The 18,775-nt window shown below is 58.9% G+C and carries 14 protein-coding genes and 2 pseudogenes; 7 read left to right on the forward strand and 9 right to left on the reverse strand.

Annotated features, from left to right (window positions below; genetic code table 11):
• Nucleotides 1–8: 8 nt before the first annotated feature.
• The 4 genes from EOK75_RS16480 (at nt 9) to EOK75_RS16495 (ending at nt 3,347) form a co-directional block, all read left to right on the forward strand.
• A complete protein-coding gene (locus EOK75_RS16480; protein ID WP_240794073.1) occupies nt 9–578 on the forward strand; it encodes a tetratricopeptide repeat protein in 570 nt (189 codons plus the stop codon).
• A gap of 34 nt (nt 579–612) precedes the next feature.
• The gene (locus EOK75_RS16485) at nt 613–1,470 is read left to right on the forward strand and encodes a tetratricopeptide repeat protein (protein WP_137195129.1); all 858 of its coding nucleotides are present in this window, start codon (nt 613–615) and stop codon (nt 1,468–1,470) included.
• On the forward strand, nt 1,470–1,958 hold the full coding sequence (locus EOK75_RS16490) for an A24 family peptidase (protein ID WP_137195130.1): 489 nt from the start codon (nt 1,470–1,472) through the stop codon (nt 1,956–1,958). Before EOK75_RS16485 ends, EOK75_RS16490 begins: the two co-directional genes overlap by 1 nt.
• A 72-nt stretch (nt 1,959–2,030) precedes the next feature.
• Complete coding sequence (locus tag EOK75_RS16495) at nt 2,031–3,347, forward strand: ATPase (protein WP_137195131.1); 1,317 nt, start codon at nt 2,031–2,033, stop codon at nt 3,345–3,347.
• 67 nt (nt 3,348–3,414) lie between these two features.
• On the opposite strand, the gene EOK75_RS16500 is transcribed toward EOK75_RS16495, so the two are convergent.
• Nucleotides 3,415–5,064 carry an MFS transporter gene (locus EOK75_RS16500; protein WP_137195132.1) on the reverse strand — a complete coding sequence of 550 codons (1,650 nt, stop codon included), beginning with the start codon at nt 5,062–5,064 and terminating at the stop codon, nt 3,415–3,417.
• A 151-nt stretch (nt 5,065–5,215) separates the two neighbouring features.
• Here EOK75_RS16500 and EOK75_RS16505 point away from each other — a divergent pair, with 151 nt between their 5' ends.
• Together EOK75_RS16505 and EOK75_RS16510 are read left to right on the forward strand one after the other, a co-directional pair.
• Nucleotides 5,216–6,433 carry an exonuclease SbcCD subunit D gene (locus EOK75_RS16505; RefSeq protein ID WP_205965506.1) on the forward strand — a complete coding sequence of 406 codons (1,218 nt, stop codon included), beginning with the start codon at nt 5,216–5,218 and terminating at the stop codon, nt 6,431–6,433.
• A gap of 3 nt (nt 6,434–6,436) precedes the next feature.
• A complete protein-coding gene (locus EOK75_RS16510) occupies nt 6,437–10,162 on the forward strand; it encodes an AAA family ATPase (RefSeq protein ID WP_137195133.1) in 3,726 nt (1,241 codons plus the stop codon).
• A gap of 12 nt (nt 10,163–10,174) precedes the next feature.
• Here the strand turns inward: EOK75_RS16510 and argE are convergent, their stop codons facing one another.
• The 4 genes from argE to EOK75_RS16530 all read right to left on the reverse strand — a co-directional run bounded on the left by argE (nt 10,175) and on the right by EOK75_RS16530 (nt 14,458).
• Nucleotides 10,175–11,383: an acetylornithine deacetylase gene (gene argE / locus EOK75_RS16515; RefSeq protein ID WP_137195134.1), complete on the reverse strand. Its 1,209-nt coding sequence runs from the start codon at nt 11,381–11,383 to the stop codon at nt 10,175–10,177.
• Complete coding sequence (locus EOK75_RS16520; protein WP_137195135.1) at nt 11,380–12,870, reverse strand: tripartite tricarboxylate transporter permease; 1,491 nt, start codon at nt 12,868–12,870, stop codon at nt 11,380–11,382. The genes argE and EOK75_RS16520 overlap by 4 nt, the downstream gene beginning before the upstream one ends.
• Before the next feature lie 12 nt (nt 12,871–12,882).
• On the reverse strand, nt 12,883–13,377 hold the full coding sequence (locus EOK75_RS16525; protein ID WP_137195136.1) for a tripartite tricarboxylate transporter TctB family protein: 495 nt from the start codon (nt 13,375–13,377) through the stop codon (nt 12,883–12,885).
• A gap of 109 nt (nt 13,378–13,486) precedes the next feature.
• Entirely contained in the window at nt 13,487–14,458 is a 972-nt protein-coding gene (locus EOK75_RS16530) for a Bug family tripartite tricarboxylate transporter substrate binding protein (protein ID WP_137195137.1), read from the reverse strand.
• Nucleotides 14,459–14,577: 119 nt separating this feature from the next.
• Here EOK75_RS16530 and EOK75_RS16535 point away from each other — a divergent pair, with 119 nt between their 5' ends.
• Nucleotides 14,578–15,489: a LysR family transcriptional regulator gene (locus EOK75_RS16535; protein ID WP_137195138.1), complete on the forward strand. Its 912-nt coding sequence runs from the start codon at nt 14,578–14,580 to the stop codon at nt 15,487–15,489.
• 132 nt (nt 15,490–15,621) lie between these two features.
• Here EOK75_RS16535 and EOK75_RS16540 read toward each other — a convergent pair.
• From EOK75_RS16540 to glpK, 4 genes and pseudogenes are all read right to left on the reverse strand, one after another.
• Nucleotides 15,622–15,832: pseudogene (locus EOK75_RS16540) on the reverse strand (DDE-type integrase/transposase/recombinase); the annotation flags it as partial.
• Nucleotides 15,833–15,859: 27 nt separating this feature from the next.
• Nucleotides 15,860–15,949, reverse strand: a pseudogene (locus EOK75_RS16545) (IS5/IS1182 family transposase); the annotation flags it as partial.
• A gap of 125 nt (nt 15,950–16,074) precedes the next feature.
• Complete coding sequence (locus EOK75_RS16550; protein WP_240794074.1) at nt 16,075–17,208, reverse strand: iron-containing alcohol dehydrogenase; 1,134 nt, start codon at nt 17,206–17,208, stop codon at nt 16,075–16,077.
• On the reverse strand, nt 17,205–18,692 hold the full coding sequence (gene glpK, locus EOK75_RS16555; RefSeq protein ID WP_137195140.1) for a glycerol kinase GlpK: 1,488 nt from the start codon (nt 18,690–18,692) through the stop codon (nt 17,205–17,207). Before glpK ends, EOK75_RS16550 begins: the two co-directional genes overlap by 4 nt.
• Nucleotides 18,693–18,775: the final 83 nt, after the last annotated feature.

Here is an 18,775-nt window from a genome sequence, read left to right on the forward strand (position 1 = left end):
AGCTTAATATGATACGGCGACCATTTGTTTTGATCTTGTGGATGGTCCTGCTGGCCGCCTGTCAGTCGACGCAAGGTCTCTCGCCTGCTGAACGTGCGCGCAATGCCCCCCCTTCAGCCGATGCTCGTGCAAAAGGCGTTGACGGCTTGCTCGTCGGCCATCGTTTGATGGAAGCACAAGAGTTTGATCTTGCCCTGCGCGCCTATCTGCGTGCCGCCGCAGAGCAAGGCATGACTGCCGATGTCCTTTCTGCGATTGGATCTGCCAATTTACGTTTGGGCCGTTTGGGCCAAGCCGAAACGCTTTTGCGTCAGGCGATCAAAGCCGATCCCTCCTCTGTGCCTGCCCATAACAACCTTGGCGTGGTGTTGATGGAGCGCGGAAATCTCGGCGAGGCACGCGCTGTTTTCCAACAGGCCTATGCGCTGGATAGTGGCGGTTCAGACTCAATCCGGGAAAATCTTCGCCTTGCTATCGCGCGCAGCACAGCCGCTGTGTATGATGAGGGGGCACAAAATCACAATTTCACCTTGGTGCGACGGGATCAGGGCCAATATGTCCTTCTCTCGCAGCTTTAAGACCCTGACGATCGAGCAGAAAAAAGGACGCAAAATGCGCCACCCAGTATTTCTAGCCCTGTGCTTTGGCAGCGTAGTTGCTTTGTCGGCCTGCCAACAGGCCTCAGAATCCGAGGTCAACCGTGCCATGAAGTCGGTGAACGTGATTGATGAATCCAACCTCAACGACATTATGCTGACCGTGGGCGACCCGAACGAATCCGTCGCCTATTTTCGCAAAACGGCGGCCGAGAACCCCGACCGTGTTGATCTGAAACGGGGCCTTGCCAAATCCCTTATACGCGCCCAAAAACCGCAAGAGGCCGCAAGCGTTTGGGCAGAGGTCATGCGCGATCCGTCTGCCACCGCGGATGATCACGTCGCATATGCCGATGCGCTTATCCGGTCCAACAACTGGAAACAGGCCGAGGCAGAGCTGAACAAGATCCCGCCCACCCATGAAACCTTCGAGCGTTACAAACTGGAGGCGATGGTTGCGGACTCCAACAAGGACTGGAAAAAAGCCGATAGTTTCTATGAGATTGCAGCTGGGCTGACCACCGCCCCTGCCGGCGTTTACAATAACTGGGGCTATTCCAAGCTGACGCGCAATGACTTCAAAGGCGCGGAACGGTTGTTCTTTGACGCGATCACCTATGATCCGTCGCTTTTCACCGCTAAAAACAATCTTGTTTTGTCCCGCGGTGCGCAACGCCAATATGAAATGCCCGTGATCAAAATGACCCAGACAGAGCGCGCGCAACTGCTACACACCCTTGCGCTGACCGCCATCAAGCAAGGCGATGTGCAGATCGGCAAAGGCTTGCTGCAAGAGGCGATCGACACCCATCCGCAGCATTTTGATGCCGCCGTGCGCTCACTTGAAGCCTTGGACGCGAATGTGACAAACTGATGCAAATGACCCTTCCACAGCTGATCTGGTTCCTGCCCTTTACCCTGCCCATCGCGATCTGGGTCGCATGGTCGGATATGAAATTCATGAAGATCCCAAACAAGGCGGTTATCGCTTTGGCGCTTGTTTATCTTGTCGTCGGCCCCTTTGTGTTCCCGCTTGCTGTTTGGGGCTGGGGCTGGGCGCTTATGGGTATCGTGCTTTTGGCCGGATTTATCGCGACCTCTGTCGGGCTGATGGGCGCGGGCGATGCGAAATTTACGGCGGCCATGGCCCCATTTTTTGCCACCGCCGATGTCCGGGTTGTTTTCGCGCTCTTCTCCGCCTGCCTGCTGGCTGCCTTTACCAGCCACCGCTTGATGAGGCGCGTTCCAAAGTTTCGCGCGGCCACCAATGATTGGGAAAGCTGGACGAACAAGGATTTCCCGATGGGTCTGGCACTTGCGGGCACTCTGATCTTTTACCCGCTGCTTGTCGTATTATTCTAAGGCGTTTTCACCCTTTCGAAACCCTTCTGCCCGCAAGATAGCCGCAAGCTTGATCCAAAACGGGTAGACCTGATGAACGTTCAGACAGTGCAGCCGAATGTCCTCGCCCCGCCACCGCCCAGAACGCTGGCCGAGGTGGGGGTTTCGATGGTGATGATGCGGGACATCTTGCTGAAGACCATGTTCCGCACCAATCTTGATGCCACGTCCAGCATTGCGCGTGCCGTCTCGCTGCCCGTTCAACTGACCCAGGAACTGATTGACCTCGCCCGAAGCCAACGCCTGCTTGAGGCGACAGGTACAATGCACGCCACCTCTAGCAGCGAAATGGGCTACCAATTAACCGAGGCCGGCAAAGCCCGTGCGCTGGATGCGCTGACGCAATCCGAATATTACGGCGCCATGCCGATCCCGCTTGACGATTACCGCGTTCAGGTGGAACGTCAATCCGTGCGCAACATCCGGTTGACCCGTGAACAGCTGACGGCGGCCATGGGGCATCTGATCTTGCCGCCCGATCTTCTGTCAAACCTTGGCCCTGCAATCACATCCGGTCGCTCCATCCTGATGTACGGGCCACCCGGAAACGGGAAATCCAGTATTTCCAACGGGATACGTGATGCAATGGGCGACAAGATCTATGTCCCTCGTGCGTTGGAATATGCGGGGCAAGTGATCACGCTCTATGATCCCATCGTCCATTCCGCCGCGGAGGAGGCAATTGATAACCCCAACTCCCTGCGCCGCACCTCTAACCGTTTCGACAATCGCTACGTCTATTGCGAGCGCCCGACGGTTATCACGGGCGGGGAGTTGTCGCTGGACATGCTCGACCTTACCTATAACCCCACGGCGCGCACCTATCAGGCCCCGCTACAACTGAAATCCACGGGCGGCATTTTTATCGTGGACGACCTTGGCCGCCAAGCGGAGCCTCCGCAAAAGCTGGTAAACCGCTGGATTGTTCCGCTGGAGGAGGCGAAGGATATTCTTGCCTTGCAATCGGGTGAAAAATTTACCGTTCCTTTCGATACCTTGGTGATCTTTTCCACGAACTTTCACCCTAATGAAATTTTTGACGGCGCGGCCCTCAGGCGGATTTTCTTCAAGATCAAAATTGATGGGCCAGATCAGGCAAACTTTCTGAAAATTTTTGCGATGGTCGCAAAAGCAAAGAAGATGCCGCTGGATGAAAAGGCCATGATGCATCTGATGAAGGTCAAGTTTCCGACCATTCAAAACGTCTATGCCAACTACATGCCCAAGTTCCTCGTCGAACAGATGATGGCGATCTGCGACTTTGAGAACAGCCCCTATCACATGACACCCACGCTGATTGATCGGGCTTGGGGGAACATGTTCGTGAAGGCCGAAAAAATTGCACATTAATCTGGCCAGAGTTTTCCCTGTGATCTGTTGAAATTGCCCCGTCGCGTTTGCTGGCAACGCCCTTGGATCACAGGCCGCGTTTTTTACCCGTAGCCTCTTCCGGCACATCTTTTCGGGGCGTATCATCGCGCAGCGAGATCGCCTGCCGCTCAATCATCCGGTGTACCTTGGGGCGCTCTTTACCGCGGTGCAGCTTTAGCACTTGCTCGTAAGATTCAGCATCGGCCTGTGTGCGCCGTTCATGATGGCGGACATATTCGATCCAAGTCGGGACATGATAAGTCTCGGTCCAAACATCGGGGTTTTCAAGATCGCGCAAAAGCGTCCATTGCTGCGCACCGTCACGAATTCTGATGCGCCGCCGCGCGCTCATCACGGCAAGAAACTCACCCACATCTTTTTGCTCGATTTCATAATCGACCATGATCATGATCGGCCCGCTACGCTGTCTCAGCTCCAATCGCAGTGGGGGTTCCTTAAACGTATTCAACGGGTTGAGGTCAAGTTCAGAGGAATCCGGTAGCGGCAACCTCAACCCGACCAAAGCGCCAAAAACCAACATGGCAGCGGCCAGAAACATCGCAACATCCGCACCGAAGTTTTGCGCTATTGCCCCCCAGGCCCAACTCCCCCCCGCCATGCCGCCAAACACCCCGGTTTGATAAAGCGCAAGCGCCCGGCCAACGACCCAGCGCGGCGTCGACAATTGCACCGTTACATTGAACAATGACAGGGCCAAGACCCAGCTACCACCGGCAAACAACAGCGCCATACCGCTGATCACATAATGACGGCTTATGGCCAGTATGATGCAGCTAACGGCAAAGGCAAGGAAAGCAGACTGGGTAATACGCTCGTTTTGAAACCGGGCCCGCAGGCGGGCATTCATAAATGCGCCACCGACCGCACCCAAACCGAAACAGCCCAGCAGCACACCATAAACAAACGCCCCGCCTTGCAACAGCTCCCGCACAATCAGCGGCAACAGCGCCAGAACGGCAATGGCAGAAAGGCCGAACAGAAAGCCGCGAAAGATCACTTTTATAAGGTTGGGCGACATCGCCACATAGCGCAGCCCTGCGGAAAATGCGCTGCCCATACGTTCGCGCGGCAAGCGACGCTGCGGCGTGGCCGGGCGCCAGAACCACAGGGCTGCGATAATACCGACATAGCTAAAGGCGTTCACTGTAAAGGCAGCAGCGGCCCCCGCAATCGCCACGATCGCCCCCCCAGCCGCAGGCCCGATGCTGCGCATCAGATTGAACCCCATGCTGTTCAATGACACCGCCGCCGAAAGCTCATCGCGCGAAACGATATCCCCCATCGATGCCTGCCAGGACGGGTTATGCAGCGCCGTTCCGCAACCGATCAGGAAGGTAAAACCAAGCAGCAACCAAGGCGTCAGCATCCCCTCATAGGCCAAGACAGCAAGCACCATCGAGACGGCAAGCATGAAGGATTGCGCGATAAGCATGACCTTGCGGCGGTCGAAATTATCGGCAAACACCCCTGCCAAAAGCGAAAAAATCATAATGGGAAGCGTCACCGAGGATTGCACAAGCGCGACCATGCTTTGCGATTCTGTCAGCGATGTCATCATCCAGGCCGCGCCGACAGCCTGCACAAGCCCCCCGAAGTTCGAGGCAAGGGCAGCAATCCAGAGCATGCGGAACGTCTGGTTTTGAAAAAGCGTCAGTGTCGATGTAGTTTGCGGCACAAGGCGCTCCTTTTCCCGACCCATCATTACAGCAATTGATACCGTTGTTACAGGATCAGAGCAACTGCCTGTCCATGCTCCTGCCCGCCCATAGAGGAGTTCACCTTCCTTGCGCGACAGTGTATCACCATGCAACCCTCAAGGAGCCATCATGCGCATTTTGCACACCGCCGATTGGCACATTGGCCAAACCCTGAACGGCTTTGACCGCGAGGCCGAACACCGTGCATTTCTGGATGCTTTGGCCGATGTGATCGTCACCGAAGAGGTCGACGCCTTGCTGGTTGCGGGCGATATCTTTGACGGCATCAACCCCTCGGGGGAGTCGCAGCGCCTGCTTTACACCGCAATCGCAAGCTTTTTGCGCCGCCGTCCCGGCCTGACCATTGTGATGATCGCGGGCAACCACGACCCTGCCGCCCGCCTCGAAGCCCCCGAAGCCGTCCTGCGCGAACTGGGCGTGCATGTCTTGGGCGGCCTGCACCGCGATGGCGCAACCGTCGATCTGGACCGCCATCTGATCCCGCTAACTGATGCCAGTGGCACGCCGCGCGCGCATGTTCTGGCCGTGCCTTACCTGCGTCTGGGCGATTTGCCCGGCTATACGGTGGGTATGCAGGGCGCGGGGGAAAGTGCCGTGGTCACCGCCGTCCGCGCGCTTCATGCAGGCATGGTTGCGGCGGCCCTGCCCCGCGCGGGCGGCCTGCCGCTCTTGGCGATGGGGCATCTGACCTGTGCGGGCGGGCTGGAATCCGAAGGCGCCGAGCGCCGCATCCTGATTGGCGGCGATCATGCCGTGCCACCTGAAATCTACCCGAGTGAGCTTACCTATGTCGCATTGGGCCATTTGCACCGTGCGCAAAACCTCGATGGCGGACGGGTGCGCTATTCCGGCTCTCCCTTCCCGCTTTCAGCCAGCGAGATCGGCTATAACCATGGCGTGACGCTTGTGGATCTGGATGCAGGCCCGCCGCACCGCCACATCCCGATGCCGCCCACAGTCGCCTGCCTGCGCATACCCAATACCGGATTTGCGCCGCTGGATCAGGTGGAAACCGCGCTCCTCGCGCTTGACCTTGACGCCGACACGCCTATGGGCTTGCGCCCCTTCGTCCACATTGCGCTTACCCCCGACCGGCCCGCGACAACCCTGACCGCCGAGGCCGAGGCGCTGCTTGACCGCCACCCCGTCCGCCTCGCCTCGCTGCGCATTGACCGCACCACAGCGGAACAGCCACAGGCACCGCCTGCCTCGCTGGCCGATACCACCCCCGAGGATCTGTTCCGTGAGGCCTTTCGCCAGACACACAGCCTTGATCCCGACAACAGTCACCTAAGCGCCTTCCGCGACGCGCTGTCCGAGGTATAGCACATGCGCATCCTGTCTATTTCCGGCCAGAACATCGCCAGCCTTGCCGCGCCCTTCGAGATCGACTTCACCGCCGAGCCGCTGCGCAGCGCAGGTCTGTTCGCCATCACCGGCGAGACAGGGGCAGGCAAATCCTCGATCCTCGATGCGATGTGTCTTGCCCTTTACGCCGAGGCCCCGCGCCTTGCCTTGGGCGGATCAAAGGACGATGTGCCCGATGTGGGCGCCGACACGATCAAGGCCCAGGATGCCCGATCAATCTTGCGGCGCGGTGCAGCGCAGGGTTGGGCGGCGGTCAGTTTTGTTGGCCTCGACGGTGTTTCCTATAAGGCGATCTGGACCGCGCGTCGGGCCCGCGACCGCGCCGAGGGCAAGTTACAAGGCGTGCAGCGCAGCCTTAGCCGGGTTGCCGATGGTCACGTTCTGGCCAACCAGATCTCCGCCGTAACGGAACATGTGCAGGCGCTCACCGGCCTGTCCTATGATGAATTCCGCCGCACCGTTTTGCTGGCGCAGGGCGATTTCGACGCCTTCCTGCGGGCCGAGACCAACGACCGTGCGGCATTGCTGGAAAAGGTCACGGGCACCAAGCTTTACCGCGACATCTCTACCCGCATCTTTCAACGCACCGAGGCCGTGCGCGGGGTATATGACAGCCTGACCCTGCGGCGCGGCGAACATCGCCTGCTGACGGATGAGGCCCTCACAGCGCTGGCGGCAGAGCGTGCAACCCTTGCGGCGCAGACCAACGATGCGAGAGCCACCCGCAAGACCCTTGTCGCCGATCTTGATCGCCACGCCCGCCATGCAAATGCCCAAGCCAAGCTTGCAGAGGCAGAGGCCGCAGAGGCACAAGCCCTTGCCGCGCAAACCGATGCGGCCCCCAGCCGTGACCTGCTACGCCAAATTGAAACCGCCGAACCCCTCCGCCTGCCGTGGGAAAATGCCAAAGCCGCCGAGGCCCGCCAGACAAGCGCCGAAGCAGCCCTCGCCGAAGCCGTCACCGCCCTAAGCACAGCCGAGGCCAAGGCCGCCGAAGAACATGCCGCTGCCGACGCCGCACAACAGGCCCAAGCCGACCGCGAGCAGGAATTCAAAACCTTCGCGCCGGTCTGGACCCTCGCGGCACGTTTGGACACGCAAATCCTATCCGCGCGCTCCGAGGCCACAACCGCCACAACCGCCGCGCAAACCGCCAGCGCCGAAGCCGCAAGCGCCGCCCGGCACGCCGAACATCTGCTGTCGGAGCACGCCAAGGCGGGCCAAGCACAGCAAGAGGCCAATGCCCAGCTCACAACGCTTGACGCCATTGCGCCGCTTGCAGACCGCTGGGACCAGCTCACCCAAGATCTGACCAACCGCGAGGCCGCCCGCAAAGCCCATGCCTCGGCCACCGATCAAGCCAAAACGCTGACCGAACAATCCGTCGCCTTGGCCGCTGAAATCACGCAATGCGATGCCGCCAGCCGCAAAGACCGTGATCTGCGCGATACCCTCACCGCGCAGATCGCGGGGCACGCCTCACAAATCGCCGTAATTGAAGCCACCGCACCGCAAGACCGCGCCGAAACCTATGCTATGCTGATCACCGCCCTGAATGCGCTTGAGGCCGCACAGCAAAGCCACCTTACCGCACAGGCCGACATCACCCGCGCGCAAACGCTTAAATCCCAAGCGACATCGGACGCCGAGGCCGCAGCCTTGGCCCTATCCGCCGCCGATCTGGCCGAGACACGGGCGGAGGCCGCCCTCCAGGCCCTCGCCGCCCCGATGGAGCGCGCCGACCTTGCGTTGACGGATGCTGCCAGCCAGATGCGCCTGCGCCTAGAGGCCGGAACCCCCTGCCCCGTTTGTGGTGCGACAGATCACCCGACCGCCTCGGACACCGCCCTTGCCAGTCTCGCGACCCATCTACGCGCCGATCAAGCCGCCGCCCGTGCAGCCGCCAAAGCCGCCCGTGACAGCGCGGGCGAGGCCGCCACAAAGGCCACCCTCGCCCGCGCCAAGATTGAGCAGGCCGAGGCCGATCTTGCCACCGGCACCGAACAATTACAGCGCGCCCAAGCCGCATGGGATCAGGCCTTTGACCGCGCCACCGCAACTGATATCTGCCCGCCCCTGCCCGCCACACCTGAGGCCACCACCCCTGCTCTTGCCATAATAATTGTGCAAAGCGAGGCATCGCGTGAGGCCGCCCGCGACAGCATGCGCGCCCTATCCGCCCTGCGCCAAACCCATGCCAAGGCGATGCAACAACGTGACGCGCTGACACTTGCCCTAGAGGGGCATACACAGGCCAAGGCAACCCTTCAAGCGTCCATCAGCAAAATCGTTCAGGATCAGTCGCTTGCAGCTCAGGCCACCAGTCATCAACACCAGCGGATAGAGGCGCTTGATGACACGCTGCTGCCGTTCCTGAAGACATTGTCAGAACCCGCCTCGGCGCTTGATGACACCGCGTCGTTGCAACAGCGCCTTGCTGAAAAACTGACCGCTTTCACCGCCGCACGCGAGGCGCTTCAGGCGGCTGGCGCGCGCCTTGCCGAGCTTGCGCCGCAGCTTGCAACCGCACAGTCGCGCGCCGAACAAGCCAAGGAACGCGCTGATCAAGTCGGGCATGCAGCCACGTCGCGCCACACCGCGCTTGCTGATTTGATCGATCAACGTGCCAAACTGTTGGACGGGGAGCCGACCGAGGCGCACCGCACCCGCATCAACGCGGCCCGTCTTGACGCGGGCAAATCGGCCGAGGCCGCCGCCCGCGCCCATAGCATCGCAAGCACCCAGGCCGGTGCCGCATTGGGTCAAAAAACGGCGGGTCTTGCAGCGCTCGACAAGGCCAAAGCCAATGTGACGGCCAGCCGGAACGCCCTGAGCGCGGGCCTGCTTCAATGCGATCTGACGGCGCAGGACCTTGCCCGCCTGCTCGCCCATCCGCGTGCCGAGATTGACCGTCTGCGCCTGCAACTGCGCCAATGCGATGACGCGGCAACCTCTGCCAAAGCCGCCAAAGCCGCCCGTCAAACCGACCTTGAAATGGCCAGCAAAGACCTGCCGGAAGCCACCGCCGAGGCACTAACCGAAGCGATCAACTGCCTCGATCTGGCCCAGACCAACCGTCAAGAACGCATCGGCGCGATCACGGGCCAGCTTGACGCAGATGCCCAAACCCGCGCGAACTTGCAGGGGCTTGAGGCCGAGATCACCACAGCGAAGGCCGACCTTGACGTCTGGCAGGCGGTGAATGCTGCCGTCGGCTCGCGCAGCGGCGATAAATTCGCGCGCACCGCCCAGTCGATCACTCTTGATGTGCTGGTCGACCGCGCCAATCACCATCTTGCCGATCTCAAACCACGCTACCGTTTGCGGCGCGCAGCCGATCTGGCCCTGCATATCGAAGACCGCGACATGGGCGGCGAAACCCGCGCCACCCGCAGCCTTTCGGGCGGCGAGCGGTTCTTGGTCTCCTTGGCGCTGGCGCTGGCGCTGTCACGGATGGGTGGCAAGGGCGGTTTGGCCGCGACGCTGTTCATCGACGAGGGCTTTGGCTCTTTGGATGCCGAAAGCCTTGATCTGGCCATCGACGCGCTGGAGACCCTGCAATCGCAGGGCCGCAGCGTCGGCGTCATCAGCCATGTCGAGGCGATGAAGGACCGCATCCCCGTTCAGATCCGCGTCAACCGCCAAGGCAATGGCAAAAGCAGCGTGCAGGTCGTTGCGCCAAAATGACGACTGAACCTTTTACGCGGCGCCCTCATCTGCGGCAAGAAACGCAATCAGGCTGTCCAGAAACTGCACGCAGGTGCCCAGCTGGTCCAAGGCCACAAATTCGTTGGGCTTATGTGCTTGGTCAATCGAGCCGGGCCCGACGATCACCGCAGGGATGCCGCCGATCTGCTCGAACACGCCGCCCTCAGAGCCATAAGAGACCTTGCCACCCCACTCCGGCAACAGCCGTGCGTAGCGGTTGAAGCCGAGGGTATTGCGGGCCTCTCCCATCGCGGGATAGGCGAAGATCCGTTCAAAAGTGATGCCGGTGCCTGCGGTTTTTGCCTGCATCGGGGCGGCGACGTCACGCTCAATCGTGCCCAATAGCGCGGCCATATCCGCCTCCGGGTCCATCCCGCTGATGGAGCGCAATTCAAAGGTAAACTCACAATTGTCCGGCGTGACATTGGTCGCAACCCCGCCGTTCACCATGGTCACCAGCATCGTCGCATGGGGCACGGTGAAATCGGGATCAAACGGCCCTTCGGCCTCATAGCGTTTGCCGCGTTCCGAAATCAGGGCAATGGCCTTTGCCGCATATTCGATCGCATTGACATGTTCGGGCGCAAAGGACGAATGCCCCGATGTGCCCGAGACCCGCGCGCGCATGGCGATCTTGCCCTTTTGGCCGGTGATAAGCTGCATCATCGACGGCTCACCTATGATGGCAAGTTCCGGCGGAACCGGAAGCCCCGTCAGATATTGCGCGATTGTCGGCGCACCAAGGCAGCCCACCTCTTCATCATAGGAAAAGCAAAGATAGACCGGGCGCGACAGCGTCGCACGCGCCAGATCGGGGGCCACGGTCATGACACAGGCGGCAAAGCCCTTCATGTCACAAGCCCCACGTCCGAACAGCTTTCCATCACGGATCTCGGCGACAAACGGGTCGCTTGTCCATTCAGGCTCATCCGCAGGCACCACATCGGTATGACCGGACCAGACGACACCGGCTTTATCCTCGGGACCAAAAGCCGCGACAAGATTGGCCTTTGTCCCGGACGCGTCCGGCAAGATCGTGATCCGCGCGCCAAGGTCGGCAAAATAACCGGCTAGAAAGTCGATGATCGGCCGGTTTGAATTGCGCGAGACCGTATCAAATGCGATCAGATTTGCCAGATGCTCTGCGGCCTTGCCCGTCCGATCATTGGTTGCGAACGTGATCTCACCCGAGAGTGTCATTGTTCAACTCTTCTTTCTGTTTTCGATTTCTGAATTTCACGACGGATCGTCAGGCCAAGCACAAAAATAATCAGCACGGCAAAAACCCATGTGATTGGCGAGGACAACAACACCGACGGATCCCCGCGTGAAATTGCAAGCGCGCGCCGCAGGTTTTCTTCGATCATCGGGCCAAGGATGAACGCGATAAGGAAAGGAGCCGCTGGGATGTTCAACAAGAACATGCCGAAACCAACCACGCCCATCACCAAAAGCACGGCCACGTCAAAGGTGCTTGATGCGATGGAATAGATGCCGAAAATACACAACAACAGCACCAAAGGCGTCAGCAAGCTTTGCGGGATATGCGCCACTTTGGAAAACATCCGCATCGTGATCTTGCCCGCAAAAAACAGCAGGACCGAAGACACCAACATACCAATCAGCAGCATGTAAACTTCATGGATATTGGTCTGGAACAGCAACGGCCCCGGTGTCAGCCCTTGGATCATAAAGGCACCCAGCATCACGCCGGTGATCACATCGCCCGGCACACCCAGCGCCAGCAGCGGGATCATCGTCGCGCCACAAGCCCCGTTATTCGCAGATTCCGATGCGGCGATGCCCTCCAGCTCTCCCTTGCCGAAATTCGCACCGTTCTTTGAGCTGCGCTGCGCCTCACCATAGGAAAAGAACGCCGCCGAAGACGGCCCGATGCCCGGAATTGCCCCCAACACAGAGCCGATGACAGAGCCTTTGAGGATACTGCGCAGCGAGCCCATAAACTCAGCCCGGGTGATGTTTTGCGCGCCCAATGTGGCGGCATCTTCGGTCTTGGCCGCGCGCATCACGATCAGCTTGATCAGCTCTGGCAAGGCGAACAACCCGATCAGCACCGGCGCAATCGACAGACCCGCCTGCATATCCGGCAAAAAGGCAAAGCGGAAAGAGCCGTACATATCCTCACCGACCGTGGCGAGCAAAAGCCCCAGCGCCGCAGAAACCATGCCCAGCAACAAGGAATTGCCCGACACCCCTGCGACGGTCGTCAGGGCGAAAAGCATCAGCATGAAAAATTCGGGCGGCCCGATGTGCAACGCCAGCGCCGCCAATGGCACGGCGAAAAAGATCAAGGACATATTCGATATGAAATCCCCGATCACGGATGAATAAAGCGCCATGTTAAGCGCCTTGCCCGCCTTGCCCTGTTGCGCCAAAGGGTAACCGTCAAGCGCGGTACAGGCCGCAGAGGCGGTGCCCGGCGTCTTGATCAGAATGGCAGAAACAGACCCGCCATAGGTGGAACCTTTGTACAAAGCCACCAGCAACAGGATGGAGGGCACAGGGTCCATATAAAAGGTAAAGGGCAGCGCCAAGGTCACGGCCATAGTGCCCGTCATGCCGGGGATGGCCCCCACAATCACACCGCCCCAAATGCCGGCAGCCATGATCAGCAGGTTTTGCAAAGTGGCAACCGCCACCAGCGCCGAGAGAATCTCATCGATCATAAGTATCTCCGATCAAAAGCCGAGCAACTTGGCCAGCGCACCCTTAGGGAACTGCGTGCCGAGCGCGGAATTAAAAAACAACAACAGCAAAACGGGCCCTGCGACAGCAAGCAGCGCAATCCAGATGCGGTAGCCGCGCTCCCCGGTCATCAGAACCATCGTGAAGGTCAACAGCATCGTTGCGAGCAGAAAGCCCACATAAGGCATCACCGCAAGGAACATGGCGAACGCAACAAGAATGCCCAGAAACCGAAGGCCCATTTGCGTTGCGGAACTGCCATCCGTTTTAATCGGTTCCTCATCCGGCTGGCCCCCGCGCAAAGCGAAGACAAGCGCCAGAACACCAAGGGCTATCCCAACCAAAGACACGGCTCTGGGCCACATATCAGGCGGCGGGGCGAAACCGGGAATAAAGGCGGGGCGGGGCACATATGCGGGCACAAGGACGAAGGCGCAAAGCGTAAAAAACGCAATAAACAATAGCCCCCGTAAAACAGGCTTGGTCATAGCAACGCTCCTGAAAAGATGGAGATCTGGACTGAAAGGAAATCGGCCCGCGGGTCAGGCCGGAAGGAATGACAGGTGGGCGCAATCAACGCCCACCTGCATCAACAGGTTACTGCGGCAAATAGCCGAAGTCTTTGGCAAGACCGTTGAAAAGCTCATACTGGCTTTTTGCGTAATCGGTCATATCCACAGTGCCAATGGTCGAGATCGACCCGCGACGCGCGGCCAGATCGAGCCATTTCTCATCCGTTGCCACCTGGCCGAGGGCTTCATGCCATTTGGCAACCACCTCATCGGGAAGGTTTTTCGGGGCGTAAAGCGCGCTCCACCCTGTGATCTGACCGGCTTTTTCGTAGCCAAGCTCTTGCGCAGTTGCAACGTCTGGCAGGGTTTCAACACGCGAAGGCGCGAAAACCATCAAGGCCTTCATGTCGCCGCTTGCGATATGGGGCATCAAGGAGGCCGCAGCCATCGCAACGAAATCCACGTGGCCACCCAAAAGTGCCGTCGCCAGCGCGCCGCCGCCTTTGTAGGGCACCAAAGTTGCCGCAGTCAGCGGGTCCAGATCGTTGTCAGCCAGAAGCGCTTGCGTGGTGAAGCCGTCAATCGCGGTCGCACCGGAAGCGGCATATGTCATCGCGCCATCGCTCTCTTTGATGGCTGCGATCAGCTCCTCGACGCTGTTATAGGGCGCATCGCCGCGCACGGCCAAGATCATCGGGGTGGCTTCCAAAGCGCTAAGGAAGGTATAGGAATCCCACGCCACAGCAGAGTCCGGCATCACAGCAGGCGACAACGCCATACCAACACGCGCCAGCAGCAGCGTGTAACCATCCGCATCTCCCTCGGATACGAAACGCGCGCCGTTCATACCACCGGCACCGGGTTTATTCATCACCGTGACAGGTTGGCCCAAAAACGGCTGAACCGTTTCCGCCAGCGCACGGCCTGCAAGGTCAGACGCCCCGCCCGGTCCATAGGGCACCACCAGCGTTACCGCCTGATCAGGATAAGATTGGGCCATCAAAGGCCCTGTTGCTGCCACGACGGCAAATGCGATCGATCCGAGTAGTTTTTTCATATGTACCTCTCTTTCGTCCGATTTATCGGAACTGTTGGATAATAATACAATTCACAGTATGCCAAAATTGACAATAGCGGATGAGAAGTTGCATAAACTGCATGCTGAGGGGGTGCATTATGTTTAAGACACGGGAACTAAAGGCCTTTGACGCCTATATGAAATTGGGCGGGGTCAAGCTGGCCGCAGAACAAATGGATACAAGCCAGCCAATGGTAAGCCGTCTGCTGTCCTCGCTTGAGGCAAAGGCGGGGTTCGAATTGTTCCAACGCAAACGAAACCGACTCGCCCCCACCGCCGAGGCCTTCCGCTTTCACCAAACAGTCGCACATCATTTGGCCGGTCTGCGCAATCTGGAACTGGAAGCCAATGCCATCGCCAGCGGGCAGGTCGGGCATTTGGTCATCGCGGCCCAGCCGATTTTTTGCGATACATTTCTGTTGGATGCGCTGGTCAAATTCCGCAAGAACCACCCCCAAGCCACGGTGCAAATCGCGGATGTGGGCATGGCCGAAATGTTGCGCATGATCAGTGAGCAGCGCTGCGATCTGGCCTTTGGTATCACCCTCAATGCCGAGGCCTTCGGCGGCGATGCCCTGTCTTTGGCGCATTGTGAGGCGCAATGCATTCTGCCCAAAGGTCATGCGCTTGGCGATATGGATGAAATCCCCTTGCCGCGTCTGCGCAAAGAGCTGTTCATCGATCTTGCACAGGGCAGCCCGCTCAGGCGCCGGATCGATCACATGATGGAAACCATTCAAGTGCATCGCACCATCGTCGCCGAACTGCGCACCGTTCATAGTATTGTCCGGCTTGTAGAGCGCGGCGAAGGCATCGCCATCATTGACCCCACAGCGCATCAGCTTCTTGATCCGGAGCGGGTGACGGTCCACCGTCTGATCCCCGCGATCAACTGGGATATCGCGCGCTTCATTCCCCATGAGCGTCCGCTCAGCACGGTTGGACAAGCCTTTGCCGAGGCCGTCGCCCATGAAATCGACAGCCTGAAACGCGCCGGTGTCGTATCATGAAAGGCGTTAGAGCCTTTCACCTCTGGGCGACAGGTAGAAACAGGAATAGCTTCTCAAAACCAACAACAGGTCCGATCCGGTTGCTGTCGCGAATTTTGTTGGAGTTTGAGTGCGGGCATAGCCTGGACATACCTATGCTGCGAGCGCAGCAAACTGCTGAAACGCGGTGAGGCCGTTGGCATGGATCTGCCCCTTTCGGGTCATTCATGTGCGCGGTCTCGACCGCAGCCAAGGTAGCCTCGGCAGAATTGAAGGCCTTGAAGCCAAGCATTGGGCCCGTGATCCGCTTTACGAAGCGGTGGTCCTGTTCAATAATGTTGTTGAGGTATTTGACCTGCAGGATCTTGATGCTGTTGCCTGAGGGCAACGGATCATCCACGCGTGGCTTGCCATGACTCTTCGGAAAGAACGGCCGCAGCCGTGCCATCTGCTCTTCGTTCAGCCAGTAAAGATTGCTCATAATTTCCCCCGTGTTCAGGGGGAATTGAATCACGCGCGCCGCCAGTCCTCAACCAATTTAATAGGTCTGGAGCCTCTTGCATGGTTCTCTTTGCGATACGTTAATTTTGCGTGAATCTTGTTGGCCTAAAGGGAAACACGAACAGCTTCAGTCAGCACCTCTATCTGCAACTGGAACGGGTTGGCTTTCATAGATGAAGACGCTTGCGCCAATTTTGCGATGGCCGTTAAGTCATGCCCTGCGAGCCATTTACCCAATCGCGGCAATCCCCAATCATCCAATGCCATCTCCAGCCGTTCCAACGCAAAAGACGGGGCGCAGTCCAAGCCGGCTGACAGCCACGCATTTACCTCATCAAAACGGTCCAGATCAGCCATGTCGGCCTGTGCCGCAGCCTTGTTTGCGCGCAGGATAGGCACCAAAAGGCGACCACAAATCACGCCATGCGGGGCGGGGGTCATACCGCCAATCACGCTGGCCAGACCATGCACGGCCCCAAGGCCGGAGTTGGCCAGACAAAGCCCGCCAAACAGGCTGACCTCGGCCAGATCGTCGCGTGCAGCTGGATCTTCACCCCGCATTAGCGTCACTATTGAAACAATTCCCTTCGGAATCGCGTCACGCGCAAGTGCGTCCGTCATGGGATTTGCCCTATTGCACAAATAGGGTTCAATCACCTGCACCAAAGCATCCATACCCGAGGCCAGTGTTACCCCTTTGGGACAGCCGTCGGTCAGCGCCGGATCAACCAAGGCAATATTCGCCAGCATTCGGTTGTCGCGCAAGCTAACCTTGCGACCAAGCACGCCAATAACTGCATTTTTGGTCACCTCTGCCCCAGTGCCCGCGGTCGTTGGCAGTGCGATAAAGGGAAGTGGTGGCGTTTGCAGCGGCAGACCATCCCCCACCACCTCCAGATGCGCCAAAGGCGGGCTTTTGCTTGGAAGCAGAGCAGCCAGCGCTTTCCCCAAATCAAGGACAGACCCGCCCCCTACCGCCAAGACCACCTGCGGACTAAAGGCGCGGCATTGCGTTAGCACCGCCTCCAGCGGTGTCAGTTCCGGCTCACCAATGCCGCGTATCACCAGGACCTCGGCACCTGCCTTGCGCAAAACATCGACGGCATGGTCCGCCCAATCATGCGATCCTCGCACCAGCAAAACCCGTCGGCCATAGGTCAGTGCAAGGCCCAACGCCTCATCGGCCCGCCCTCTGCCGAAAACAATTCGGCCTGCGGTTGAGAACTCAAATGTATTCAAAACAGCATCGTCGCGGCGACAGCACGCTCCCATGCGCCGTATTTCGCAGCACGCGTCGTTTCATCCATTTGAGGCACGAATGTTCTGTCCAAGGCCCAATTGGCGGAAAATCCGGCCTGATCAGGATAAATGCCAGCCCTTTGGCCCGCTAACCACGCGGCCCCAAGCGCGGTTGTTTCGCGCACCGTGGGACGGTCTACCTTTGCGCCAATGATATCCGCCAAAAATTGCATGGACCAATCCGAGGCCGTCATCCCACCATCCACCCGAAGCGTTGGCTGCGTTCCCGTGGTCGCCCAGTCCGCGTGCATCGCCTCAAGCAGATCACGCGTTTGATACCCTACAGATTCAAGGGCAGCCCGGGCCATCTCGGCCGGACCGGACGCGCGGGTCAGCCCAAACACCGCGCCGCGGCATTCCGCATTCCAATAGGGCGCGCCCAGCCCGACAAAAGCAGGCACCAGCACGACGCTCTGCGACGGGTCTGCCTTTTCGGCCAAGGGTTGCGTTTCACTGGCTTCACGAATAATTTTCAGGCCATCACGCAGCCACTGCACCACAGCCCCAGCGATGAAAATTGATCCTTCGAGCGCATAGGTAGGCTTCCCATCCAGTTGATAGGCAATAGTTGTCAGCAAACGATGCGCTGACGTGACCGCCTTGTCGCCCGTGTTCAGCAACGCAAAACACCCTGTTCCATAGGTCGACTTCATCATGCCAGGGGCAAAACAGGCCTGCCCTACAGTCGCGGCTTGTTGATCCCCAGCCACACCCAATATCGGGATCGCGCGCCCAAACAGATCAGGCTCTGTCATGCCGAAATCAGCCGCGCAATCCTTAACCTCGGGCAACATGTTCATTGGAATATCAAACAAATCACAGATGGTTTTGCTCCACCGCCCTTTGTGAATGTCATAGAGCAAGGTCCGCGCTGCATTGGTCGCATCGGTTGCATGCACCGCACCACCAGTAAGTTTCCAAATCAAAAAGCTATCTACCGTGCCAAACAACAGTTCACCGCGCCGTGCCTTTTCCCGCGCACCCTGTACATTGTCCAAAAGCCATTTCAGCTTCGTTCCGGAAAAATAGGGGTCTGCCAGCAGTCCGGTGCGGGCGGAAATCATCTTGTCATGGCCTGCGTCGCGTAATGTGCGGCAATACTCCGACGTGCGCCGATCTTGCCAAACGATCGCGTTGTAAATGGGCTGGCCGGTTGTACGGTCCCAGACGATCGTTGTTTCGCGCTGGTTTGTGATCCCGATCGCGGCAATATTTTCCGCGCCAAGCTCGGCCTTTGCAATTGCGGCCCGCGCAGTCCGCGCAGTGGTAGACCACAGGTCAGAGGGATCATGCTCTACCCAACCGCCTTGTGGAAAGTACTGGGGGAACTCTTCTTGTACGGTTGCAACAGTCTGCATCGCGCCATTAAAGATAATCGCGCGACTTGATGTTGTGCCCTGATCAATCGCAAGAATATGGCTCATACCGTTCCCTTGATTTTTGCGTTGCGTCGGCCCCACCCAATTATAAATAGCCCCGCAGATACGCATGGCCCAGCTGTTCGACG

It is taken from the genome of Pseudorhodobacter turbinis, from assembly GCF_005234135.1.
Classification (GTDB): Bacteria; Pseudomonadota; Alphaproteobacteria; order Rhodobacterales; family Rhodobacteraceae; genus Pseudorhodobacter; species Pseudorhodobacter turbinis.